This window comes from Arthrobacter sp. PTI12, assembly GCF_056679915.1.
Map to the genome: position 1 here is coordinate 1,478,426 of NZ_CM155256.1, position 23,948 is coordinate 1,502,373.

The 23,948-nt window shown below is 63.7% G+C and carries 23 protein-coding genes, 1 tRNA gene and 1 pseudogene; 20 read left to right on the forward strand and 5 right to left on the reverse strand.

Features of this window, described 5'->3' with window-relative positions:
- The first annotated feature begins 126 nt into the window (after window positions 1–126).
- The 3 genes from AC1MBU_RS07295 to AC1MBU_RS07305 all read left to right on the forward strand — a co-directional run bounded on the left by AC1MBU_RS07295 (window position 127) and on the right by AC1MBU_RS07305 (window position 2,841).
- On the forward strand, window positions 127–555 hold the full coding sequence (locus tag AC1MBU_RS07295) for a hypothetical protein (RefSeq protein WP_479789825.1): 429 nt from the start codon (window positions 127–129) through the stop codon (window positions 553–555).
- A complete protein-coding gene (locus tag AC1MBU_RS07300; protein WP_479789628.1) occupies window positions 545–1,099 on the forward strand; it encodes a hypothetical protein in 555 nt (184 codons plus the stop codon). The genes AC1MBU_RS07295 and AC1MBU_RS07300 overlap by 11 nt, the downstream gene beginning before the upstream one ends.
- Window positions 1,100–1,236: 137 nt before the next feature.
- Window positions 1,237–2,841: a peptide chain release factor 3 gene (locus AC1MBU_RS07305; protein WP_479789629.1), complete on the forward strand. Its 1,605-nt coding sequence runs from the start codon at window positions 1,237–1,239 to the stop codon at window positions 2,839–2,841.
- Between the two features lie 48 nt (window positions 2,842–2,889).
- Here the strand turns inward: AC1MBU_RS07305 and AC1MBU_RS07310 are convergent.
- Both AC1MBU_RS07310 and AC1MBU_RS07315 read right to left on the reverse strand, forming a co-directional pair.
- Window positions 2,890–3,390, reverse strand: a pseudogene (locus AC1MBU_RS07310) (RES family NAD+ phosphorylase); the annotation flags it as partial.
- The gene (locus AC1MBU_RS07315) at window positions 3,321–3,818 is read right to left on the reverse strand and encodes a helix-turn-helix domain-containing protein (protein WP_479789630.1); all 498 of its coding nucleotides are present in this window, start codon (window positions 3,816–3,818) and stop codon (window positions 3,321–3,323) included. The gene AC1MBU_RS07315 and the pseudogene AC1MBU_RS07310, both read right to left, overlap by 70 nt.
- Before the next feature lie 357 nt (window positions 3,819–4,175).
- Between AC1MBU_RS07315 and AC1MBU_RS07320 the strand changes: the two genes are divergently transcribed.
- The 4 genes from AC1MBU_RS07320 to AC1MBU_RS07335 all read left to right on the forward strand — a co-directional run bounded on the left by AC1MBU_RS07320 (window position 4,176) and on the right by AC1MBU_RS07335 (window position 7,164).
- Window positions 4,176–5,408 carry a transglycosylase family protein gene (locus AC1MBU_RS07320; RefSeq protein WP_479789631.1) on the forward strand — a complete coding sequence of 411 codons (1,233 nt, stop codon included), beginning with the start codon at window positions 4,176–4,178 and terminating at the stop codon, window positions 5,406–5,408.
- Between the two features lie 108 nt (window positions 5,409–5,516).
- On the forward strand, window positions 5,517–6,395 hold the full coding sequence (gene rsmA, locus AC1MBU_RS07325) for a 16S rRNA (adenine(1518)-N(6)/adenine(1519)-N(6))-dimethyltransferase RsmA (RefSeq protein ID WP_479789632.1): 879 nt from the start codon (window positions 5,517–5,519) through the stop codon (window positions 6,393–6,395).
- A 93-nt stretch (window positions 6,396–6,488) separates the two neighbouring features.
- Window positions 6,489–6,698: a hypothetical protein gene (locus tag AC1MBU_RS07330; protein ID WP_235563285.1), complete on the forward strand. Its 210-nt coding sequence runs from the start codon at window positions 6,489–6,491 to the stop codon at window positions 6,696–6,698.
- 25 nt (window positions 6,699–6,723) lie between these two features.
- Complete coding sequence (locus AC1MBU_RS07335; RefSeq protein WP_162252855.1) at window positions 6,724–7,164, forward strand: DUF2975 domain-containing protein; 441 nt, start codon at window positions 6,724–6,726, stop codon at window positions 7,162–7,164.
- A gap of 49 nt (window positions 7,165–7,213) precedes the next feature.
- Here AC1MBU_RS07335 and AC1MBU_RS07340 read toward each other — a convergent pair whose 3' ends face one another.
- Entirely contained in the window at window positions 7,214–8,107 is an 894-nt protein-coding gene (locus AC1MBU_RS07340; RefSeq protein WP_479789633.1) for an SRPBCC family protein, read from the reverse strand.
- Between the two features lie 419 nt (window positions 8,108–8,526).
- On the opposite strand from AC1MBU_RS07340, the gene AC1MBU_RS07345 reads away from it, so the two are divergent.
- From AC1MBU_RS07345 to AC1MBU_RS07370, 6 genes are all read left to right on the forward strand, one after another.
- Window positions 8,527–8,994, forward strand: a complete 468-nt coding sequence (locus AC1MBU_RS07345) for a hypothetical protein (protein ID WP_277359070.1) — start codon at window positions 8,527–8,529, stop codon at window positions 8,992–8,994.
- Between the two features lie 71 nt (window positions 8,995–9,065).
- The gene (locus tag AC1MBU_RS07350) at window positions 9,066–9,920 is read left to right on the forward strand and encodes a GAF and ANTAR domain-containing protein (RefSeq protein ID WP_479789634.1); all 855 of its coding nucleotides are present in this window, start codon (window positions 9,066–9,068) and stop codon (window positions 9,918–9,920) included.
- A gap of 284 nt (window positions 9,921–10,204) precedes the next feature.
- Window positions 10,205–10,915, forward strand: coding sequence for a hypothetical protein (locus AC1MBU_RS07355; RefSeq protein ID WP_479789635.1), 711 nt, complete (start codon window positions 10,205–10,207; stop codon window positions 10,913–10,915).
- Between the two features lie 220 nt (window positions 10,916–11,135).
- Window positions 11,136–14,030: an EAL domain-containing protein gene (locus tag AC1MBU_RS07360; RefSeq protein WP_479789636.1), complete on the forward strand. Its 2,895-nt coding sequence runs from the start codon at window positions 11,136–11,138 to the stop codon at window positions 14,028–14,030.
- Window positions 14,031–14,200: 170 nt separating this feature from the next.
- On the forward strand, window positions 14,201–14,329 hold the full coding sequence (locus tag AC1MBU_RS07365) for a hypothetical protein (RefSeq protein ID WP_479789637.1): 129 nt from the start codon (window positions 14,201–14,203) through the stop codon (window positions 14,327–14,329).
- Between the two features lie 87 nt (window positions 14,330–14,416).
- Window positions 14,417–15,367 (forward strand): 4-(cytidine 5'-diphospho)-2-C-methyl-D-erythritol kinase, encoded by a 951-nt coding sequence (locus AC1MBU_RS07370; RefSeq protein ID WP_479789638.1) that lies wholly within the window; start codon window positions 14,417–14,419, stop codon window positions 15,365–15,367.
- A 43-nt stretch (window positions 15,368–15,410) separates the two neighbouring features.
- On the opposite strand, the gene AC1MBU_RS07375 is transcribed toward AC1MBU_RS07370, so the two are convergent.
- Window positions 15,411–15,650 carry a hypothetical protein gene (locus AC1MBU_RS07375; RefSeq protein ID WP_479789639.1) on the reverse strand — a complete coding sequence of 80 codons (240 nt, stop codon included), beginning with the start codon at window positions 15,648–15,650 and terminating at the stop codon, window positions 15,411–15,413.
- 428 nt (window positions 15,651–16,078) lie between these two features.
- Here AC1MBU_RS07375 and AC1MBU_RS07380 point away from each other — a divergent pair, with 428 nt between their 5' ends.
- Genes AC1MBU_RS07380 through AC1MBU_RS07390 form a run of 3 tightly spaced genes read left to right on the forward strand, consistent with a single transcriptional unit; the run spans window position 16,079 to window position 19,561 of the window.
- Window positions 16,079–17,908, forward strand: a complete 1,830-nt coding sequence (locus tag AC1MBU_RS07380) for an ABC-F family ATP-binding cassette domain-containing protein (protein ID WP_479789640.1) — start codon at window positions 16,079–16,081, stop codon at window positions 17,906–17,908.
- Between the two features lie 46 nt (window positions 17,909–17,954).
- Complete coding sequence (locus AC1MBU_RS07385) at window positions 17,955–19,085, forward strand: VanZ family protein (RefSeq protein ID WP_479789641.1); 1,131 nt, start codon at window positions 17,955–17,957, stop codon at window positions 19,083–19,085.
- 41 nt (window positions 19,086–19,126) lie between these two features.
- Window positions 19,127–19,561, forward strand: a complete 435-nt coding sequence (locus AC1MBU_RS07390) for a hypothetical protein (protein ID WP_479789642.1) — start codon at window positions 19,127–19,129, stop codon at window positions 19,559–19,561.
- A gap of 50 nt (window positions 19,562–19,611) precedes the next feature.
- On the opposite strand, the gene AC1MBU_RS07395 is transcribed toward AC1MBU_RS07390, so the two are convergent.
- Window positions 19,612–19,839 carry a hypothetical protein gene (locus AC1MBU_RS07395; protein WP_479789643.1) on the reverse strand — a complete coding sequence of 76 codons (228 nt, stop codon included), beginning with the start codon at window positions 19,837–19,839 and terminating at the stop codon, window positions 19,612–19,614.
- A gap of 62 nt (window positions 19,840–19,901) precedes the next feature.
- Between AC1MBU_RS07395 and AC1MBU_RS07400 the strand changes: the two genes are divergently transcribed.
- From AC1MBU_RS07400 to AC1MBU_RS07415, 4 genes are all read left to right on the forward strand, one after another.
- Window positions 19,902–21,161: a hypothetical protein gene (locus tag AC1MBU_RS07400; protein ID WP_479789644.1), complete on the forward strand. Its 1,260-nt coding sequence runs from the start codon at window positions 19,902–19,904 to the stop codon at window positions 21,159–21,161.
- Between the two features lie 163 nt (window positions 21,162–21,324).
- Window positions 21,325–21,396: transfer RNA gene (locus AC1MBU_RS07405), tRNA-Gln, on the forward strand.
- A 127-nt stretch (window positions 21,397–21,523) separates the two neighbouring features.
- A complete protein-coding gene (glmU, locus tag AC1MBU_RS07410; protein WP_479789738.1) occupies window positions 21,524–22,924 on the forward strand; it encodes a bifunctional UDP-N-acetylglucosamine diphosphorylase/glucosamine-1-phosphate N-acetyltransferase GlmU in 1,401 nt (466 codons plus the stop codon).
- Entirely contained in the window at window positions 22,921–23,901 is a 981-nt protein-coding gene (locus AC1MBU_RS07415) for a ribose-phosphate diphosphokinase (RefSeq protein ID WP_346028778.1), read from the forward strand. Before glmU ends, AC1MBU_RS07415 begins: the two co-directional genes overlap by 4 nt.
- Window positions 23,902–23,948 lie beyond the last annotated feature (47 nt).

Consider the following 23,948-nt stretch of genomic DNA (forward strand, 5'->3'; position numbering starts at 1 on the left):
CAATATCGACGAGGGGTTCCCGCCGGACGGCCCTTGTCGGAGCGAAGTGCATGGCAGCTCGCGTGGAATGCCTGGAGTGACGCTGCTGCCCGCGTAATGCCAGGGATCGATCACGATTTGTCACCCGTGGAACGACACCGGCTCAAGCAACGACTGGAGCGTTTAAGGGGATCGCCTGATCCGTTGCCTCTCGTCTGCTCCATGTTGGCCAAAAGAGCCGAGAGGGTGGAGCTCATCAGTAGCCCGGGTGATCTCGGCGACCTGCGCGAGGATCCGCGTTTGCGTCTATCGGGTGTTTCCCACAGATCGTCGGCGTTGCTTTCCACTTCGGAGGTTGAGGCGTACGTCAAGCGCAAGGACTACGATGCTTTGATCAGGAGTTGGTTCCTCGTGAAGCCCCGTCCCGGCCAGCGACCGAACGTGATTCTTCGCATTGCAAACGAAGTCCCGGAGCAATTGCCTCCGCTGCTGATTGCGGCAGACCTCGCCGAGCGCCCGGGAGTCCGAGAACAGCAAGCCGCCCGCGAAATTCTCAGGAAAATTCATGCCGATTGAACTCCCGGTCGTGCTCATCGAGCAGGAGGAAGCCTGTCGGGCCGTGTTCGAAATCTATTCGAATAGGCCCCACGGCTGGATTATGGTCGGCGGGCAGTCCGTCTATCTCCATGCCATTGAACGCGGTGCGCCATTCATCCGTCCGACCAAGGATGCCGATATAGCTCTGAACATACGCGCTTACCCGACGATGCTTCACGATTTCACCGCCCTCCTGCTCAGTCTCAATTTCGAACCGCGCGGGGAATCCCTCGAAGGGCACCAGCACCGCTGGGTGCGCGGAACGAATCTTCTCGGCTGCCTGATCGGCAAGGCTGCCGCCCTGAAGATCGTCGACGATCCCGGCAAAGAGCGACATGTCACCGATTTTCTAACCCTGGCCGCCGTAGTGGGTGCCTCGGATTTGCGCGATATCGTTTACGGGCCCGCAGAGCGCAGCCATCTCGCCCACATGCTGGGGCATCTGGCCGTTTCACCGGAGCTCGTCAGCCTAGTACCCGAAGGCGCACCCGGTCTGGAACGCCTGCGCATGTCCCTGAGCTAGTTATTCGATGCCCGCCGAACGCGAGATGATGGTTGAGAACCTTCTTCGCACGGGCACGTTCATTGCACGGCCGAAGAAGCACTAAGTCGAGTTATTTCGGGGTCTGTTGGAGTCCTCAGAGGTAGAAAGAGGAACCCATGACAAACACATCCACCCTCTCGGAGGCGATACGTCCCGCCACCATCGCTGAGCAGGCGCGCAGGCGGCGGACGTTCGCTGTCATTTCCCACCCGGATGCGGGAAAATCCACGCTCACCGAAGCGCTGGCCCTGTACGCGAGCGCCATCCAGGACGCCGGGGTCACCCACGGCAAGTCCAGCCGTCACGGCACGGTCTCGGACTGGATGGGCATGGAGCGCGAGCGCGGCATCTCCATCAGCTCGGCGGCACTTCAACTCGAGTATCGCGATACGGTGCTGAACCTGGTGGACACTCCCGGCCACGCTGATTTCTCCGAGGACACCTATCGGGTGCTGGCCGCAGTCGATTGCGCCGTGATGCTGATCGACGCCGCCAAGGGCTTCGAGCCGCAGACCGTGAAGCTGCTCGAAGTCTGCAAGCAACGTGGGCTTCCCATTGTGACGGTGGTTAACAAGTGGGACCGGCCCGGCCTGGACGCGCTGGGGCTGATTGACCAAATCGGCGAGCGCACCGACATGGTTCCGGTCCCGTTGACCTGGCCCGCAGGCATTGCTGGGGAATTTGAGGGACTGCTCGACGTGCGCACCGCCAGCTCGATCGCACTGGAAGCAGTCGAGGGAGGCGCACAGCCGGCACGTGAGACCCCCATCGATCCCGCCGACCTCGATCCCCACGCCGCACAGGTGTGGGACGTCGCAAGCGAAGAGTTGGGCCTGGTGGCGTCCTCCAACGGAGACTTCGACGCTGAAGCGTTTGCCGCAGCTCAGCAGACTCCGGTCCTGTTCGCTGCGGCCACCCGGAACTTCGGCGTACGCCAGCTGGTGGACCTGCTGGTGGACGTGGGGTCAGCGCCAACGCCCCGGGTTACTGCGGATGGTGCCCACCGCCCCCTGGAAGCGGGGTTTTCCGGCTTCGTGTTCAAGGTCCAGGCCGGCGCCAACACCGCCCACCGTGACCACATCGCCTATCTCAGAATCTGCTCCGGCGTATTCGAGCGGGGGATGGTCATCACCAATTCCCGGACCGGCAGGCCCTTCGCCACCAAGTATGCGCACCGCGTTCTGGGGCGGGAGCGTGAAGCAGTGGAGCATGCCTGGCCGGGAGACGTCGTCGGGCTGGTGAACGCGACGAGCCTCCGGGTAGGGGACAGCCTCTACCAGGACGAGCCGGTGACCTTCCCGGAGATCCCGCACTTCTCGCCCGAACTGTTTGTCACCGTGCGCGCCAAAGACCCCGGACGGTACAAACAGTTCCGGCGCGGCATTGAGCAGCTCGATCACGAGGGTGTCATCCAGGTGCTGCGCTCTGAGCTGCGCGGTGACCAGGCACCGGTGCTCGCCGCCGTCGGGCAGCTCCAGTTCGAGGTGGCAGAACAGCGCATGCGTACCGAGTTCAACGCGCCGGTTGCCCTGGAGCAGCTGTCCTATACCCTGGCACGCCGCATCCCGGCTGCACCGAGTTCCCTTCCCGACTCCTTCCGGGGCGGGGAGATCCTGCGGCGGTCGGACGGCGAATGCATCGCCATCTTCGGTGACCGGTGGAAACTGGGCCACTTCGCCGATGCCTTCCCCGATGTCACACTTGAGCTGATTGGGGCTTAGCTGAGCCGAGGGAGCCAGCACGCCGTCGAGATCCGGCCATGCCGCGTGGATGGCCCGAGCCCAGGCACGGGTGCGCCCCTTCTCCTGAAGGGCAACCTGTGCGGAGGCGCCGGCGCATGTCAGCCACGGGCCGGTGAGGTCGACCAAGCTCACATCGACTGCGGTGCGGATTGCCGTGACATAGGGGGCGTGCCGATCGACATCGACGAAGCGGGTGAGTTGGAACACCTCGCCGAGGCAGGTGTCCACACTTTCGCCCAGATACGCGGCGCCGAGAGGTGCGTGATCCTGAGCGGGCTCGGGATGCGGGTCCCAGCGTGAGCTGCGTACGGGCCCCCACGTGCGAAGGCCATTCCACGCTGTGGGGTGTGGGGAGCTTGTGAAGTGGACTCTCCAGAGCACCGACCCTTGACTGAGCAGGTGGGTGTCACAGCCGATGCGGCGAAGTTCGGGAACACTTGGCGGGTACTGACCCGGCATTAGTGCCCGGCCGCCAGGTCCTCCGCCAGTCCGACCACATGATCGACTGATCCGCCTCCGAGAAGCCATTCACGGGGGGACACGGATGCGCCGTCCAGCATTAGGTCTGGTTGCGGTGTGGTGAAGAACCCGGCCACAGATTGCGGATGCATATCTTCCGGCAGGACTGCCAGTACCCGGCCAATGGACGGCAGCGCCGCATGGTTGGTGAACTGCCAGAGCGGAAACCGCAGCCTGCCACCCATGGTGAAGGCGTGCAGCTTCTTCTCACGCCGATAGTGCCGAACCGTGGATGCGTCGACCTGGAGGCGCTGCGCCACCTCCTCGGCTGTCAGAGCATCAGCCTCAAGGCGCACCTGCGCAACGACATTCCCGACCGATGCCTCCGCTGATGCCGTACGGTTCGCAATTCCCGAGTGCCTCTCCCAGAAGGCCCTGTCGTGGGCGGGTAGATCGACCGTTGCCGCGGGGCGCTGCATCAGTTCAAGGGCGGCCACCAAATCTTCTTCACTGAAGGACGGCCAACAGGACCGGTAGAAGTCCAGGCCCGGAGCTTGCCCTATTATCACGGTTGGATTACGGTGAACTCTTATTAGCCGGGGTCGGGGAAGGCTTTCGGACTGATGCCGTCCGCTGTGGACGGGTTCCTTGTGTATTACCGCTGGCGTTGAGCCGCGCCTGAATGAGGCATGTCAGGTGTGCTCAGCTCAACGTCAGAGGTGCGCTTGAGGCGCCCTCCGCCGTCGTTCATTTGCCTGTGCACTCTCTGCTGCCCCTTTTATTGGGCCGGCTGCAGAGCGCCCTCTCCCCGTGCCCGGATACTGCGGGGAATGTGGGACGTTGTGGCAAAAAGAGTGGCGAAGCGAGTAGCCAGGCGGAATGCAAAGGCCTGGGCTGTCCTGACCGGACAGGGCGTGGTCATGCTGTCTCTGGTGGTTGGACTGGTGGCCTTCGTGGGCAACGGCAAGAGCGTGCAGGTGGTGGTTGACGGGCAGGCACAGACCGTCCAGACCTTCGGCGGCACCGTGGCCGAGGTCCTGCGGACCGCAGAGGTGACCGTCACCGCGAACGACGACGTGTACCCGGCTCTTGCAACCCCGGTTGACGACGGCGCTGCCATCCAGGTCAACAAGGCCACCGCCGTGGACGTCCGGCTCAACGGAGCCGAAACAATTGTCCACACCACGGGAGAGACCGTGGGCGAGCTCGTCAATGATCTCGGCGTGGCCAGCGACTCGGACATCTCCGCACCGGCCGAAACCAGGCTGGTCACCCTCAGCTCCACCCTCAGCATTTCGACGCCGAAGAACGTCACCCTCGCTGTTGACGGCAAGAGCACCCGCATCGAAACCACCATGAACACCGTGGCGGACCTTCTCGCAGAAGCGAAGGTCACGCTCGGCAAGGAAGACCGCGTCTCGGTTCCGGTGAACAGCTCGCTGGTCACCGGCATGGGGCTCAAGGTCACCCGAGTTGAGACCGGCAAGAAGATCACCGAGACCGAGACGATCGACTTCACCTCCACCGAAAAGGAAACCGAGGAGCTGCTCGTCGGCGAACGCGAAGTGGTCCAGGCCGGGGTTGCAGGCGAGCGCACCCGCGTCTTCACCGTGACCGTCATTGACGGCAAGGAGAGTAAGAGGGAGAACGTGAGCGATAAGGTCACCCGCGAGCCCGTCGAGGAAATTATCGCCGTCGGCACCCGGGAGGAAGAGCCGGAGCCGACGCCCGAGCCGGAAGAGGATAAGGCGCCTGAGGCCGAAGTTGAGGCTGCAGCCGAGGCCGCCGCTCCGGCGGAGATCGAAACGCCCGCACACGCTCCGGCAGCAGTGGTATCCGGCGGCGCCGCTTGGGATGCCCTCGCCGAGTGCGAGTCCGGTGGCAACTGGTCCATCAACACCGGCAACGGTTACTACGGCGGCCTGCAGTTCAGCCAGTCCAGCTGGCTTGGTGCCGGCGGCGGCCAGTACGCACCGCTGCCGCACCAGGCATCGCGCGCCGAGCAGATCGCTACTGCCGAGGTGCTCAAGCAGAACGGCGGCTGGGGCCACTGGCCCTCCTGCTCTTCGAAGCTCGGCCTGCGGTAAGCAACACTTCCGCAGCTTTCCCAGCGCCCCTGCCAGTATCGGTAGGGGCGCTGCTGCGTTCCGGCCTCGGCTGCCGGCCTCCGGCGCAGGTCCCGTTACGATGTCTAGGTGAATGACAAGGCGAGCTCATCCCCGGCACAGGCCCTGCTGGGCGCGAGCGAAATCCGCAGACTGGCCGAGGAACTGGGGATCCGTCCCACCAAGACGCTCGGCCAGAACTTTGTCATTGACGGCAACACCATCCGCAGGATCGTTTCGGTTGCCGCCGTTGATCCCGCGGAAACGGTGCTCGAGGTTGGCCCCGGGCTCGGGTCACTGACCCTTGGCCTGCTGGACGCCGCGCAGCGCGTGGTGGCCGTGGAAATCGATCCGGTCCTGGCTGCACGCCTGCCGCAGACCATCACGCGGTGGCGCCCGGAACGGGCCGCGTTCTGCGACGTGGTGGAGGGCGACGCCATGCGCATCACCGAACTTCCCGCCGACCCCACCGCCCTGGTGGCCAACCTTCCCTACAACGTGGCCGTCCCCGTGGTGCTGCATCTGCTGGCACATTTCCCGTCGCTGCGCCATGGACTGGTGATGGTTCAGGACGAGGTTGCGGACCGGCTCGCCGCCCCGCCCGGCTCCAAGGTCTACGGCGTGCCGTCGGTGAAGGCCCAGTGGTACGGCAAGATGCGCAAAGCCGGAGTGATCGGCATGAACGTCTTCTGGCCGGCGCCGAAGATCGCCTCCGGGCTGGTTGCGTTCGAACGGCATGAACAGCCCCGCACAACGGCCTCCCGCGAAGAGGTGTTCGCCGTCATCGACGCCGCTTTCGCACAGCGACGAAAAACCCTCCGTGCCGCCCTGGCCGGTTGGGCCGGAAGCGGCGTGCTTGCGGGTGAGGCGTTGGCCCGGGCCGGCGTGGACCCCTCCGCCCGCGGTGAAGTGCTCGACATTCATGCTTTTGCCCGCATCGCTGAGGCGAAGAAGCCTCCGCTCGTCTAGCGACGGTCCTGCGGGTCCCGGTCCAGACCCTCCGCTAGGCTCGAGGCGTTATGCCTGATGGTCTCTCATGGGGGTGGAGCGATGGATGAGTACGTGAGCTCGAGTTTCTTCTGGTTCACACTGGCCCTGATCAACGCGGGTCTTGCGGAACAGAAGAATCGTTCGCGGGGCGTGTGGTTCCTGGTCTCGCTTGTGGTGGGTCCACTGGCCACGGCCCTGATCGTCATCTGGAGGGCACCCGAGCCTGCGGTGCCGTCAATGTCCCACCGCGGCGGGTGGAAGGACCCTGATGAGGGACAGTGAAGCTGGCTGGGACGATGATCGAAGCATGACCAGACACCACATTGCACTCGCCCGAATCCTCATCGGCGCTCTGGCAGTTGGCTCCTTGCTGGCTCAGTTTGTGGTTGTTCCGCAGATTGCCGCTGACGCTGCTGAGCGCTACCCCGAGGTTGCGTACCTGGAGATTCCGTATCTCACTGCAGTTGTGGTTGCGCTCGCTTTCTTCGAGCTTGCCTTGCTGGCAGCATGGCGACTTACGGCCAGGAGAAGGCGACAGAGTCTAACCAATGGCTCACAGCGGTGGATCGATGTGATGACAGCGTCGCTGTGTCTGTCGGCATTGACGGTCGCTGGCATCTGCGTGCACGCGGGGTCCATCGAAAACATTGGCGGGCCCGCGATGTTATTGGGACTGGTCGCCGCCCTCGCCCTGATAGCCGCAGTGGTTGTTCTGAGAAGCAAAGCACCTCGAATACAGGCACCTTAAACGCCACACGGCGGCCTCCCGAAGGAAGCCGCCGTGATGGGTGTGAGAGTTACGGTGCGCCGGGGCGGCTGCCCGGAGGCATGTAGCCGTCGGCCGTCCGATCATCCTCGTCACGCTCGACTGCACTGCGGGTGTCGCTGGCAGCGAGACCGTCGGAGTCGCCGGTTGTGTCGGTAAGTCCGTTGGTCTGGTCGAAGGGCTCACCGAGGGGCCGCTCGGATGCGGTCTCGGGTGCCACGTCCACAGGGGCGCCGCCGACAACAGGTGTGACATCCGGGGGAGTGGTGTCCTCAATCGGAACCACCGGTACATCAACAGTGGTCGCCTCCGTATCGGTGCTCTTCTTGCTTCCCGCTGCTGCCGCGACACCGGCGGCGGCTGCGGCGGCCACGCCAACACCTGCGGCTGCTGCCTTGCCCGAGATACCGGCCTTGCCGCTATCCCCGCGTGAGGCGGCGGCGTCGGTGACGGTTGGGGAACCCATGGTGTCACCGGCGACGGACCCGCGCCAGGCGCCCGTGGCATAGCCCTCGTCCTCGATGAATTCCTTGAAGCGCTTGAGGTCACCCTCGGCTTCCTTCTCGACGACGTTGAGCTTGTCACCGATCTTCTCGATCATGCCTTCGGGCTCGTACTCAAGCTCGAGGCGGATGGTGGTCTGGCCTCCGCCGACGTCCTCAAACGTGACGGCTCCGGCGTTGGTGGCGCCCTCGGTGGCTGCCCAGGCGACGCGGCGGTCAGGCTCCTGAGCAACGATCTTCGCTTCCCACTCGCGCTTCACGCCACCGATTTCGGCAACCCACTGCAGGCGGTCGTCGGTCAGCTGCTCAACCTTCTTCACCCCGCTCATGAAGTGGGGAAATTCTTCGAATTGTGTCCACTGGTTGTAGGCCACGCTCACTGGAACGTTGACCATAATCTGCTTCTCGATCCTCGTGCTCATAGCGTCTCCTTAGGATTGGAACATCAGATGAACGATCAATTCATCAGTATGCTTACCATACCCATCGACGGTACATCTGACCATGGCTGGGCACAAGAACGACGACGGCGGTGGACGCGGGATTCGTTGCTTCGCCGATAGGTTGAAGACCATCCGGGACGTCCTTGGGGGGGGGGGGGGGGGGCGTGAGAAAAGTAGCGGGGTGGCTGTGCATCGGCATGATCCTTGCCTGGGCAGGCGCGTTCCTGGTGTTGAAGGTGCGGACAGCATGCTCGTGTTGAACGTGAAGCCTGCGCGTCCAGCGCCCGACGGCGGGTGACCGACGAAAGCGCGAACCTATCGTTTAGGTCACGACGCTTCCCGCACCACCCGCGCCCTCTATATGCTCGACAAAACTTCGATCGGTCTCGGGGGAAAGCATGCGGAAACTGGCCATTCGGCTGTGTCTCATCATGGTGCTCGTCTGGGCCGGCGCCTTTTTCTTCGTCAAGACGCACCACGATTCGGTAGCCGTGCAGCTGGGAGCCGTGGCCGATCAGTTGAAAATCCCTCATGGCTGGACCGTGGTGTCCCAGCACGTCGAGCGGGAACGGTTCATCTGTTTCAACAACAAGTCCTGCCCCACCCTCAGCCGCACGTGGCAGGCTGACCGGGTGCTGGAAGCCGAAGACGTTCTACGCTTGGCGGAGGCTTCCGGATGGGAGTTCGAGCTCGAGGGAACCTGCGAGAGAGGCCCCGAATCAATCGGCCTGAGCAGCGTCTGTTCTGCGCTCGCGACCTACGAAGGCCACCAGATCCAGCTGAGCGTGGACAGCCTTGAAGCCGGAGCGCCGAGCCTGATCCGGCTGCAGCTGAAGGCCCTTGGGACCGAAGAAGCCACGGAATGACGACGGCGGGACGGTCCGGAAAAATTCGACGCGTGAGGACGGCGAAACGTAGGCTGTACCTACGGTTAAAAGTGGCCGCCACTAGCTACGCCGTCATGGTTGCTAGGTCATTCCTTTGGCGCGCCGTCTACGCCGCGGGTCTGAGCTACCTTCCCGTGCCGCCTGGCATGACAGATCCGGAGGCTGCAGTGAGCAGCAATGAGCTTTCCGATGTACGCACCGACCACCGACTGCAAGACGCAGTACTCGATTCCGCAGACGTTGAGGCCTTCCTGAACGAGTTGTGCCGGCATGCCGCCGGTGCCCTCGGTGACCGTGAAGAGATTCTCTGCGGCATCACGCTGCTGCGGGAACGCAAGGCTGCCACCGTAGCCAGCAGTAGTGAACGCGCCCGAGAGATGGATGAAGTTCAGTACAAGTTCGACGACGGCCCGTGCCTCTCCGCCGCACGGAACCAGACCACAGTCCACGTTGCAGACGTCAATCAGGAAGAACACTGGGCGGACTACATCGGCGCTGTCGCCGATCGCGGAATGCAGTCCATTCTCGCTGTTCCCTTTGACCTCATGGGAGACGCCAAGGCTGCGCTGAATCTCTACGCGGACAGGGCGCACAAGTTCACGGATGAAACCGTAGAGAGAGCTGCCGCCTATGCCGCAGAAGCAGCCCGTTCACTGCGCCTGGCTGTGCGGATTGCCCATCACAGCGAGATAGCCGAGGACCTGAGAACAGCAATGGAATCGCGGACGGCCATCGACATCGCGATCGGAGTCATCATGTGCCAGAGCCGCTGCAGCCAGACCGAGGCGTTCGAGTTTCTCAAGAAAGCCTCCTCCCACCGCAACATCAAGCTGCGCGAACTGGCAATCCAGATTGTCGCCAGCGCCGGTCAGGCGGCTGAACCAACGACTCATTTCGACCGCTGATCGGAAGGGTTGAGAACTTACCCTCTGGCCCGTCCGAGTGACCCTCCCCGGGACAGCGCGCTGCTTGACCGCTCCGAGAAGAGCACAATTCAAGTGTGCGCCCGTATGAGCGCCGGGAGAAGACCACCGCAGCCCGCATAACGGTTTGCTCACGTAATGATTCCGTGCTGTTGGGCAGGCATCCCGGGCAGTAAAGTCCGTCAGTGGGGATGCAGCACTGCAGGGTTTCTTGCCCGGCGATTCCACGCCACCTCTTATTTACTTCGTTCCGAAAGTACGGTCTCTTGTCCAAGCTCCCAGCAGTCCTCGCCCTCACCGTCACCACCACGCTCCTCCTTGTAGGCTGCACAAACGCAACCGGTGAACCCGAAGCCCGCACCACCACCGCTTCCGCCTCTCCATCGCCGTCCGCAACTCCCACCCCGGAGGAGACCGCCACAGAGGAACCCACAGAGACCCCGGAGCCGAGCGCCGAGCCGTCTCCGGAGCCCAGCGATGAGCCAAGCACTCCGCCAGCCACAGAAGCTCCCGCGGAACCTGCACCGACCCTCGAGCCGCTTCCCGCTGCTCCGGGGGATCCCTTTGTTCCGCCGCCGCACGGCGAGCCAAACCCGGGCACGCCATTCGTCCCGCCACCCCACGGTGAGCCCAACCCCTTCGCAGGTGCCCCCAACACGGTGACGCCGGGCCCCGTCTGGGGTTCTGTGCAGACCGTCGTCCAGGCGGGAACGGCGTTCACCATCACCGGCAGCGGCTACCAGCCGGGCCAGCGAATCACCGTCTTTTTCGGGCCTTCACGCACGGACTACTCGATCATCGGCGAGCAGTCCGCCTACGCAGGCCCTTCCGGGAGCTACAGCTTCACCATCACGCTGTCACCGGACATCACGCCCGGAACCTACGGCGTGCTGACGGCCACTCCGGACGGGCTGCCCAGCGGACAGTCGATTGAAGAGACCCGACGCTGGGCCACCATCGAAGTCGTCGCACCGTAGCCGAGGCCTACCGAAGAAGCAGACGACGACGGCGCCCGCCTGGCCCACGCCGTTCCGCAACCACCCGATCCCAGCGCAGGAATAACACCGTTCCTGGCGGCTTTGCCGCAGGATTTCCCTAACGCGGGCGAAACGGCCACGGCTCCTTGGTACCGTTCAAGGGTTGTGCGGGCACTGCGTTGTGCCCCGGGGAGTTCCGTTATAGGCAGGAAGAAGTGCTGTGGAAGATCTGGACGGCGCCGCTACAGGAGGAGAAACCTCTACAGCGACCACACGGCTCTTACTGCAGGTGGTCGAGGACCAACTCGGGCCATCAGGAGCGGAGCGGGTCTTGCGGCGGGCTGGCCTGCAGGCTCAGAAAGCAAAGCTGAGCGGCGTGACTGGGAGGATTCCCCATGCCACTACCGTGCGGCTGTTCGACGCCGCCACCGCTGAAACCTCCAACCCCCGCATCGGTTTGCTGCTCGGCGCCGCCGCCCTCAAGGACCGTGGCCTCGCACCGCTACGGACCCTTGCCCGAGCGCACGGCTCCACCTCGGTGCTGCTGGGCAGCGCGTCCCGGCTCTCAACCCGCCTGGACACGGGCTCCGTTATCCGCGCCGACGAGGTGACGGACGGAAAGGCCGTGCTCAGGTGGTGGGTGCTGCCTCCGCACGCTCCCCATCAGGTCGACTGCGACTACACCTTCAGTCTGCTGGCCCAGGCCCCCGCACTCTTCGGCCTGGCACCGGCCCAGGTTTCCCACGACCTGTGCCAGTTGGATGGCGCAGAGGAATGCCGTTATGAGGTGATGTGGAAAGAGAAACCGTTCCGACGCTTCCGCAGACGCCGGGTCGATCGCCGGAGGAAGAGTGCACCGGTTGAGCTGGAATCAGCCGAACGCCGGTTGAACGCGCTGCAGGGTGCAGCAACCGACCTGACCAGCGGAGAGTCGCTGGCAGAGGTGCTCGAACGGATCGCCAGCAGGGCCAACGTCGCAGTGCATGCACCCGGCCATCTCCTGGCAGTAACCCTTCCGGACGGCAGTCGCCACATCAGTACCCGCGGCACAGGCACCCTGCTGACCGGGGCACTGGGCTCCGGTACGGAGCTCAACCTGAAACATCCCAGCCTTACTGGTCTGCCCATCGTCATCTCCCCGGTCAGCTCCGCCGATCACTCCTACGGGGTACTGGCCGCCGTTGCGTATCCCGGCCAGGAGTTCTTCCCAGAGGACGAGGCCACGCTGAGCGCCTATGCCCACCACGCCGCCGTCGGCCTGGATATTGCGCGGATGTTTATCGAGACCCGGGAACAGGGCGAAACCGCCCAGCTGCTCCTGGAGGTGGCGCGCGCCCTGAACCAACGGTCCACCGTCGAAACGGTGGCCCAGACAGTGGCCGACGCCGTTCCCGCCTTATCCGGCGCGGACCGTTCTGCTGTGGCCCTGTGGGATGACGACGCCGGCGAGGTGCGGATCGGCGCGATGGTGGGTTGGACGGGCGCCCTGGCGGACAAGCTCGCGAACTACATGACCACGGCAGCAGAGAGCCCGGAACTGGCCGAACTGCTCGCCAGCAATCTCCCGCAACTGGCAGACCGGAACGGGTCCGCGTGGGCACAGCGCACTGTCGAGGAATTCGAAGTTCAGGCCTTCGCCGGCACACCCATCACCACCGACGGAAAACTGGTGGGGATCATCCTGGCCCACTGGGCTGACAGTCCCGCGCCAACAAGCATCGAGGGTGTGATGACAGAGCGGCTGGCGGGGCTCGCCGGACTGGCCGGCGTTGCGCTGGACAATGCACGCCTGCTGGAGGAGACCCAGCGGCAGGCCCTCCACGATCCGCTCACCGGACTGCCCAACCGGGCAAAGCTGGAGAGCAGCATCGAAGCCGCACTGGTCAGGGCTGCGTGGACCGAAGGGCGGGTCGGTCTTCTCTTCTGCGACCTCAACCGGTTCAAACGTATCAATGACAGCCTCGGGCACAGCGCCGGGGATTTCGTCCTCCAACAGGTCGCGGCCCGCATCACCAGTGCGGTACGCGAGGGCGACATGGTGTCGCGCTACAGCGGAGACGAGTTCATCGTGCTCCTCGAGAACCTTCACGCGGACACTGAAGCGGAAGTGCAGGCCGAGGTGGAGGGCATCGCCGCCAGGATTCGGCTCATCCTCGGTGAACCGTTCGAGGTGAACGGAAAGAAGCTGTTCCTCGACGCGGCCATCGGCACCGCGCTCAGCGAAGACCTGACCGTCGGCACACCGGATGACGTCACTGAAGCAGCCAGGAGGCTGATCGAATACGCAGACCTCGCTATGTACCGGACGAAGGCCCGGACCCGTGGGCATGCCCCCGGCAGAATGCACTCCCCGTACCGGCTCCAACTCGAAACAGATCTTCGCGGGGCAGCCGCCAGGGGTGAGTTGCAGGTACTTTTCCAGCCGCAGGTGAATCTGGAGACCCGCAAGGTCGCGGCAGCTGAGGCCCTGCTGCGCTGGCGACACCCGGAGCTGGGCATGATCTCGCCCGCTGAGTTCATCCCGCTCGCCGAGGAGAGCAATCTGATGGGTGAGATCGGCGCTTTTGTCCTTGCCGAAGCCTGCCGTGCGGGAGCGGCCTGGCACAGTCTCGGCCATCCGATCGACGTGGCAGTCAACATTTCCGCAGCGCAGCTCAACACCGCATGCTTCGCCAATCTGGTCACGCAGACCCTGCATGAGTCAGGATTCCCGGCCACAGCCCTCATCCTCGAAATCACCGAAACCCAGGTGATCTCCGAGAACGCGGATGTCAGCAGCCTCTGGAATCTGAAGGAACTGGGAGTCGGTATCTCGATCGATGACTTCGGCACCGGATATTCATCGATGACCCAACTCCATCGGCTCCCCGTGAGCGAGATCAAGATCGACAAGTCCTTCATCAGCACGCTGGGACCGGACGGCTCTGATGCCTTCGTTGCAGGCATCGTAGGGCTGGCCCGCGGCCTCGGACTCCGGGTGGTCGCCGAAGGTGTGGAGAACACCCAACAACTCGCCGTCCTGCAGGCACTGGGATGCGAACGCGCACAGGGCTACTTCCTCGGCCATCCGGCCGACGCCCGCGGACTGCAGGACCTGCTGGTCAGCTGCACCTGATCTCCACGGGCACGCCCCGAGCACCTCGGGCCCGCACCTCCAAAAGCGACTCACCGTCCCCCAATTTGGGAACCGGCTTATAAACACATACGTTATTCATGGATGAGGCGTCCGTAGAAAAACGAAAGCTTGGTGCAATCGGTTTGGAACTCATCGACCTATTAATTGGCATGGCTATTCTCACCGCCCCCGTCCTGTTCCTCGCGGTAGCGGCCAAGGTCATCCTTGATCGCCGGGCCAGCGCACAGCGCCTGCAGCCCATTCCCGTCGAAGTAACGGTTGACAACCAGCGCCCCTGAAACCCGCAAGTCACAGCACCCGGCGGTTTCTCCTCAGCGCTGAGGTGATCTAAGTTGGACACCATGGTGGCTGGGAGAACGGCAGGGATGCGCACAACGAGCCCCCGCGCCGTACGGGTGAAGGCGCCGGGCAAAATCAACGTCTCCCTCCGGGTGGGTCCTCCCCGCGAGGACGGCTACCACAGCGTCGCCAGCGTCTACCTCGCCGTCTCCCTGTATGAGGAGATCACCGCTACAGCCACGGACAACGGCGCCATCACCGTCACGGTGGACGGCCAGGGCAGCCTCAACCTCCCGATGGAGGAAATCCCCCTCGACGCCAGCAACCTCGCCGCCCGCGCGGCTGCACTGCTGGCCGAGCTGAGCGAGAAGTCCACCGGGGTCCACCTGAACATCACCAAGCGCGTCCCGATCGCCGGCGGCATGGGCGGAGGCTCAGCAGACGCCGCAGCAGCACTCCTCGCTTGCGACGCCCTGTGGAACAGCGGCTTCTCCCGGGATGAACTCGCGAAGATCGCCATCGACCTCGGCGCGGACGTACCGTTCGCGCTTATCGGCGGCACCGCCGTCGGCGTCGGGGTGGGGGAGCAGCTCACGCCGGCGATCTCCAAGACGCCGCTGCACTGGGTCCTGGTGCCATCATCATTCGGGCTATCCACGCCGGAGGTGTACCGGACGCTCGATGACCTCCGCATCGCCAGCGGTGAGGAGCCGCCGGAGATCCCCGAGATCGATCCGCAGATTCTCAGTGCAATGCGCTCCGGTGACGCGCACACCCTCGCTGACCTGCTCCACAATGACCTGCAGGCCGCAGCCCTGGAACTCGCACCCGAGTTGAAGGACGTCCTTGCCGCCGGCAGGGAAGCGGGTGCGCTCGCCGGCATCGTCTCCGGATCAGGACCAACGGTCGCGTTCCTCGCTGAGTCGGAAGACCACGCCGCCACCGTGGACGCGCTCCTGGCCACCGCCGGCCTCAGCACCGAACTGGTGCACGGTCCCGCCCACGGTGCGAGGATTGTCAGCGACTACATCGCCTAGCCCGCTCCGGGAAGCCCTGTAAGGGACGGGTCGGACCGCGTTCTTAGGTCGCGATCCGCAACGCCGGGTACGGGGCGGCAGCGCTCAGCGCTTCCCGTCGTGAAATCTCGTCGCGGAGTTCTTCTTTCCGGAATTCGGTCTCCATCTCAGGGGTTCCGAGCAGGTACTCCGCATCCTGCGCGCGGTGCACTTTGCTGTTGAGCACGTGCAGGGCGCGGTCGGGGAGTGCGCGCAGGCTTGCGGGAAAGGGCTGGCTGGACGTGATTTTGCTGTTGAAATTCATGGCTGGTTCTCCTTACGTGACCCAGAAGCGGTCACGGGAACTGGCAGCAGGGAGGAGGGGGGATCCGCTAAAAGTGCGGATCAGGCGCTCCGACCGGGTGCCGGCGGGGATGAAGGATAAGTTCTGGAGGACTGCTCCAGGGAGGGAAGCGGCTGTGTGGCTTCCGGGTGGTGATGAATAACCACAGCCAGGCACCGCGGGAATGCGGTGCGGGCGGCAACGGATCCTGTGTACTCAAAATCCGTCAAAGGACGTATAGCTGGAACTCCTTCTTCACCGTACAGCATGAACAGGGGGAACAGCAGGTCGGGAGCTCCGGTCCTTGGCAGGCCTGATCTCTTAGCTGCGGACTCCAGCGGCGTTTTCCCGTGTGCCCCCAGAGTGTTCTAAGTTGGACACTGATCCCCATAACGAAAGCAGTATCTACGTTGGCCCACCTGCTCGGTGCTGAGAACATCAGCGTCACCTTTGCCACCCGCACCATTTTGGACGGCGTCACCCTCGGACTGGAGGAGGGTGACCGCATCGGCATGGTCGGCCGCAACGGTGACGGCAAGTCCACCCTGATGCGCCTGCTCGCCCAGCGCACCACGCCCGACGACGGCCGCGTCACCAAGCGCCGCGACGTCACCGTGGGCTACCTCAACCAGAACGACGTGCTCGAGGGTCACCTCGACGTCGGCGCCGCTATCGTCGGCGACCAGGCGGACCACGAGTGGGCGTCCAACCCGAAGATCCGCGACGTCATGGGCGGCCTCGTGGCCGAGGTGGACTGGCACGCCCGCGTGGACTCCCTCTCCGGCGGGCAGAAGCGCCGCGTGGCGCTGGCGAAGCTGTTAATAGGGGACGACGACGTCATCATGCTCGACGAGCCCACCAACCACCTTGATGTGGAGGGCGTGGCCTGGCTCGCGGAGCACCTCAAGCAGCGGTGGCGTCCCACCGAGGGCGGGCTCCTGGTGGTCACCCACGACCGCTGGTTCCTCGATGAAATCTCGACCCGAACGTGGGAGGTCCACAATGGCATCGTGGACGGATTCGACGGCGGTTACGCCGCCTACGTCCTCGCACGTGCCGAGCGCGACCGCATGGCCAACGTGATCGAGGGCAAGCGTCAGCAGCTGGTGAAGAAGGAACTGGCCTGGCTGCGCCGCGGTGCGCCCGCCCGTACCGCCAAGCCGAAGTTCCGCATCGAGGCGGCCAACGCGCTCATCGCGGACGTCCCGGAGCCGCGTGACTCGCTCGCCCTCAGCAAGCTCGCCACCGCCCGGCTGGGCAAGGACGTGCTGGACCTCGAGAACGTCTCGCTGGAGCTCGGAGGCAAGTCCCTGTTCAAGGGTGTCACCCTGCGGCTGGCGCCGGGGCAGCGGCTTGGCATTGTCGGCGTCAACGGTGCCGGCAAGACCACGCTGCTGCGGCTGCTCAATGGGGAGATGTCGCCCACGTCCGGCCGGTTGAAGCGCGGCAAGACGGTGCAGACGGCGATCCTGTCACAGGACGTGCGCGAGCTCGACGACGTCAATCACCTCCGCGTCACCGAGGTGATTGAGCAGGAGAAGCGGGTGGTGTCGGTCGGCGGGAAGGAAGTGTCGGCGAGCCAGCTCGTCGAGCAGCTTGGCTTTACCAACGAGCGGCAATGGACGCCGGTCGGTGACCTCTCCGGTGGGGAGCGGCGGCGTCTGCAGCTGCTGCGTCTGCTGGTGGGGGAGCCGAATGTTCTGATGCTCGATGAGCCCACCAATGACCTGGACACCGACACTCTCGCCGCGGTGGAAGACGTGCTGGACGGTTGGCCGGGCACGTTGATTGTGGTCTCGCACGACCGGTATCTGCTCGAACGCGTCACCGATACCCAGTTGGCGCTGCTCGGCGACGGGAAGATCCGTGATCTACCCGGCGGCGTGGACCAGTACCTGCAGCTGCGCCGCCGAGCTGCCGGATCCGGCGACAAGCTCGCCGGAACCCCGATGGGATCGGACAGCGGCAACGGCACGACGACGGCGGCCGACGGTTCCGCCGGTCCCTCACCGGAAGAGACCCGCCAGGCGAAGAAGGACCTCACCCGTATCGAGCGGCAGATGACGAAGACAAGCTCGCAGATCGAGAAGATCAACCAGCAGATGAGTGACGCCGGCAGCAAGGCCACGGTCGACTTCGAGAAAGTCTCCGGTTTGGACGCGAAGCTGCGGGAGCTGCAGGCCGAACAGGAGTCACTCGAGGAGCAGTGGCTGGCGGCTGCCGAAGTGTTGGGGGAGTAGCGCTGGGGGAGTAGTGCCGACGGACTAGCTACCGAACGGAGGAGTCATGGGCGCGTGGACGTGGCCCGCCATCGTCGGTGTTCTCTTCGGCACGGCCGTTTTCCTCGTCATTCTGGTCCCGGTGCTTGCCTATCAGTACCGGCGTTATGGACGGTTTACAGCGCGCCGTGTGCTCGGAGTGGCGGCGGTCAGTGTGTATGGAGCTGCCGTGGTGGCGTACACGCAGCTACCGCTGCCCGACAGCCGCGGGAGCAGGTGCCCGGCGCCGACTCTGAGTCCGCAGTGGCAGCCGTTCTCGTTCGTATCGGACATCGCTGAGGTGGCGTCGGCATCCGGCACACTTGGCCTGCTCACCAGCCGTACCGTTCTGCAGGTGTTTCTCAACGTGCTGTTGTTTGTGCCGTGGGGAGTCATCCTGCGCGGCTTCGCTGGGCGGTCCGTCCTGGTGGCCACGCTGACCGGGCTTGCTGCGTCCCTCGTGATCGAGGCGACGCAGGCTACCGGGCTGTGGGGCTTCTACGAGTGCCCCTACCGGCTGGGTGATGTCGATGACCTGATCCTGAATACTTCCGGAGCGCTGCTCGGTGCCTTGGTGGCTCCGGTGGTGCTGTGGTGGATGCCCCGCCCGCAAACGTTCCGCGCCAGTCAGCAGTTGCCAAGACCGGTGACCAACCTGCGGCGCTGGGTGGGCATGGCGGTGGACGTGGCGGCCTTTCACCTGGTGGGTTTCGCGCTGGTGGTCATGTATCGGCTGTTGCTGCCGCAAGGGCCGGTGCTACCGGACGAGCCCACTCTCGTCGAAGCGATCCTGCTCACGCTGGTGCCGGCCCTTGCCGTGTTTTTCCTTCCGGCCTGGCGAGGAACCGGGGCGTCAATCGGTCAACACGCGCTGCGGCTCATCCCGATCTGGAAGGGCAAGGCCTCATGGGGTCGCAGAACAGTGCGGGCCGCATCAGTGGGAGGAACCTATGCGCTGTTGTTGTTCTGTTCCCACTTGCCGGGCGCTGCGCCCTGGACGGACGCCGCCGGCGTACTTGGATGGATCCTGTTGGTCGCTGCATTCGTGGCGGTTCCGTTGACCGGCCAGCGTGGCTTGTCAGGGGTCCTCACCGGTGCCCGCATGCTGGACGAGCGCCTGGCTAACATTCCAGCGCTTCAGAGGAACGCGCCTGAATAGCCGATAGAATCGGGTCAGCCGACGTCACCTTGGGGAGACCCATGAAGCGACTTCTGATTCCGCTTGTGCTTCTGTTCGTTGCTACCGGCTGCACGGATACGCCGGACCAGGCTTCAGCTCCAACATCGGACCAAGCGCCCGCATCTACCGGTGAAGCAATGGGTCCGGGCAACTATGCGTTTGTCACCCGATCCGGAGCCGAGGGCGTCGTCTCGATACCGTCCACGGACGGTGTCACGAGCATCGCAGTCTCGGTTGACAACTCGTTCGGCACGGATCCCGTCAGCCTGACCAGCGTTACCATTCAGGGCACCGACGGCCAGGAGTTCATCTTCTCCAATCCCACAGACGAGGACGTCCCGCCGCTAAGTGACGAGAACCTGGTGTTCACCGGCGAGGAGATCCCGTCGAATTTCAACGGCGTTTCGGTCCACGAGTTTGAGGGCACTTCGGTGAACGCGATACCGGTCGAGTAAATGTCCACTGAAACCGGTTGCCGACACCGAATTGGCACTGCGACTTGCCGTTACCTTCTCCGTACAGCCCGGACCGCTTTTACGGCCTGACGGTACGCCCGTTGCGCCTCCGGACTGTTCACCACCTCATACACTTTCTTCCCGCCCGCTACGAGTTTCTTGGCTTTGGCTTGCACTTCGGGATCGGCGGCTATGGACTGAAGTTTCACTCCAGCGGCTTTGGCCTTGGCGCCGCCGTCCCGAAGAAAAGCTGCTGCCCTGTCTCCTGTTCCGGCCATGGTGCTCTCCCCGAATATTGGTGGCTTTTTCAGTGACATTAGCACTGTGTGACAATGTGCCTATGGAGCCAGATGTCACCGGGGAAATCGCCGTGCATGTTAATGGAGAATCAGCCATCGCGGTGGGTGATCCGCATGCGCTGGCTGCCCTGTTTGACCGGATTGCCGTCGATCCTGCTTCGTCTTTCCGTGTGGGACAGGCGATTGCAGATTCAGTGGCAGCGGTGGCTGGGTTAGGATCGATCGGCGTCGCCGCCGAGGGGAACTGGTTCCAGATGACGCCGGACTCATTGGCGAAGTACCACGAGCTGAGTCGCTTCAACCCTGCCAATGACGGGGTCTTCAGCGCGAGGTTCCGCGGAGAGGGGGGCCGGTTCGCGATGGTAGCCGACCTGGTAGAGGCGAAGGGGCTGAACCCCACTTCTGCGGCGAATGCACAGGCTCTTGCGGCTGCTATGGCTCTGCGGATGGCCCTTAAGAACCTTGAAGACCTGATCACGGCCCTGGATATCAAGCTCGACCAGCTGCTCCAGGACGCCCGCACGCGGGAACTGGGTAACGTGCGCGGAGTTACGCAAGTACTCTCCAAGAGCTATGGCATGTTTGAGGAGACCGGAAAGATCACTGCAACGTTCTGGGACCAGGTGACAACTCACGCGACGCAGTTGTCGCAGTCCCACGCGGTGGCTCTCGAGCACATTGAATCGCTGACTATTGGTCTCTCAACGAGATCGCTGAAGAAAAAACAATCCGCTGCGGCGTTCGCAGCTGGCGGGGAACTTCAGCACTGGCTTGTACTCACCGCCGTCTGCCTAGCCAATCTGGCACGGATGGATGCCTTGGAACTTGCCCATGCCAAGGAGCACGATGGGGAGTACCTGGCGAGCTACTTCGCACAGACCCAGCGGGCAAGTGACGAACGACGAGTAGCAACGGAAGACACAGTTCGGGCTCTTGCGGAGGCAGCTGTGAAAGCCGGACGCGAAAATACCCTAGACCGCGTTGTCCATCCGCTGGCAGCAGCCAGGACCGATGATTCGATAGAGAAGATTCAGAGGCTTCTTATAGCGTTCTCTGAAGCCTTGCGGATGCCCAACATCTCAGACAAATTCGAGCGACGCGGCTGGCATAATTCCGTCGTGGACCTCGCGCAGGGGATCGGCAGCGGCGTCGCATCAGCTCCGAAGGTGATCGGTACCGCAGTTGAAGATTCTGTGTTGGGGTTGGCTGACCAGATTCGATCCAGACGCGATTCCGATTCCGAGCCGCCCATCAGTAGTAGTGGTGACTCGGAGAAGCAAGAGGTTGAATCCGGCAGATAGTGCTTGCAGCCGGACGTCGCTGCATATCTGACGTCATTGCAGAGCGCCTTCACGCGGACTGATGCAACTGCTTGGTTATGGGCACGCCAAGTCGCAGGAAGACGGTCGGGCATGGCAAACTAGGTAGTCGCGTGACCGGATAGCTTAAGCTTCTCGCACGCGGTCCGCCCTGGTGTAACGGCAGCACCCCAGCCTTTGGAGCTGTGGAGTATAGGTTCGAATCCTATGGGCGGAACGGCATGCCAGCAGGCGTCAGAGACAGGCAAGGAGCGGCCCCCTTCGTGAGCCACGAGAACCAGTCCAATCAGGCGGAATCATCGCCTGCAGCAGTGATAGTTCTGGCCGCGGGAGCCGGCACGCGCATGAAGTCCCGCACCCCTAAAATTCTTCACCGCATCGGTGGCACCTCGATGGTTGGTCACGCTCTCGCCGCGGCCCGTGGGCTTACTCCAAGGGAGCTCGCCGTAGTCGTCCGGCATGAGCGAGGCCGCGTTGCCGCACATATCGCAGAGCGGGATGCCGGAGCGCTCATCGTGGATCAGGACGATGTCCCTGGCACCGGGCGCGCCGTCCAGGTCGCACTCGACGCGCTGGACGCGCGCTCCGCAGTTGAGGGAACCGTCGTCGTGACCTACGGGGACGTGCCCCTGCTTGACAGCGCAACGCTGCAGGACTTGGTACGCACGCACCAACGGGACGCCAACGCTGTAACGATCCTTACGGCGGTCCTCGATGACGCCAGCGGATACGGACGTATTGTCCGCGCCGAAGACGGCACTGTGACCGGCATCGTGGAACACAAAGACGCCACGGATGACCAGCGCATGATCACCGAGATCAACTCAGGCATCTACGCTTTCGACGCCGCTGTACTCCGCGAAAGCCTCACAAGCGTGGATTCGGATAACGCGCAGGGCGAGATGTACCTGACCGACGTGCCATCAATCGCGCGGAAAGCTGGCGGCCGTGTAGCGGCGGTCGTTTCATCCGACCGCTGGCAGGTCGAGGGCGCAAACGACCGTGTACAGCTTGCAGCGCTTGGAGCCGAACTCAACCGGCGTACGCTCGAACGGTGGATGCGTGCAGGCGTGACGATTGTCGATACCAACAACACCTGGATCGACGTCGACGTCCAGCTTGACGAGGACGTCACCATCCTCCCGGGAACCCACCTCCACGGCTCAACGCAGGTCGCGCGGGACGCCGTTGTGGGCCCTGACTGCAGTCTTACCGACGTCGTCATCGAGGAGGGCGCCACAGTGATCCGCACGCACGGCAGCGGTGCGCGTATTGGCGCCGGCGCATCGGTGGGCCCGTTTACCTATCTGCGTCCGGGCACGGTGCTGGGGGAGACAGGCAAGATCGGCGCCTTCTACGAGACAAAGAATGTGACTATCGGCCGCGGTTCCAAGCTCTCCCACCTCGGCTATGCCGGCGATGCGGAGATCGGCGAGAATACCAACATCGGCTGCGGAAACATCACTGCGAACTATGACGGCGTGAACAAGCACCGAACAGTCATCGGCAGCGAAGTTCGGACCGGCTCCAACACCGTATTTGTTGCCCCGGTGTCCATTGGTGACGGCTCCTACACAGGGGCGGGCGCCGTCGTGCGCAAGGATGTCCCCGCCGGCGCCCTGGCCATCGTCGCTGCGACCCAGCGGAATCTGGATGGTTGGGTCGAGCAGAACCGTGCGGGCACTGCTGCCGCCAAAGCTTCAGCATCAGCCACTGCATCAACAGACGAAAGCGATCCTTCATGAGCGAGATCACGGCACGCGGGGAAAAAAAGCTGGTTCTCGCCTCGGGCAGGGCCCATCCGGAACTGGCTGAAGAGATTGCACGTGTTCTGGATACGGAACTCCTGCCTATCTCGGCCTATGACTTCGCGAACGGCGAGATCTATGTGCGCTCCGGAGAAAGCGTTCGTGGCACGGACGTTTTCGTCATTCAGGCCCATCCTGCGCCGTTGAATAACTGGCTCATGGAGCAGTTGATCATGGTGGACTCGCTCAAACGCGCGTCTGCCAAGCGCATCACCGTCGTTTCCCCGTTCTACCCCTATGCGCGCCAGGACAAGAAGGGCCGTGGGCGTGAGCCCATCTCCGCCCGCCTGGTCGCGGACCTGTACCGCACAGCCGGCGCAGACCGGTTGATGTCGGTGGACCTGCACACCGCGCAGATTCAGGGCTTCTTCGACGGTCCGGTTGACCACCTGATGGCTATTCCGCTCCTGGCTGACTACATCAGAGGGCGTGTTGATGCCGACAACATCACCGTCGTGTCTCCGGATACCGGACGAGTGCGAGTAGCCGAGCAGTGGGCTGAACGGCTGGGAGGAGCACCTCTGGCCTTTGTGCATAAGAGCCGTGACCTCACCGTCCCCAACCAGGCCATCTCCAAAACAGTCGTCGGTCAGATCGAGGGCCGTACTTGTGTGCTCATCGACGACATGATCGACACCGGCGGAACTATCTCCGGCGCCGTTGCGGTACTGAAGAATGCCGGAGCGAAAGACGTCATCATTGCGGCGACGCACGCAGTCTTCTCGGATCCGGCGGCGCGGCGTCTGGCCGAGTCTGGTGCACGGGAAGTGGTCGTGACCAACACACTGCCGATCGGCCCGGAGAAGCGCTTCCCGCAGCTGACGGTTCTCTCGATCGCACCACTTATTGCGCGCGCCATCCGCGAGGTCTTCGATGATGGTTCTGTGACCAGCCTGTTTGACGGCAACACCTGAAATTCGATCTCAAGGAGGCGGCCGGTCAGCGTTGCTGCTGGTCGGCT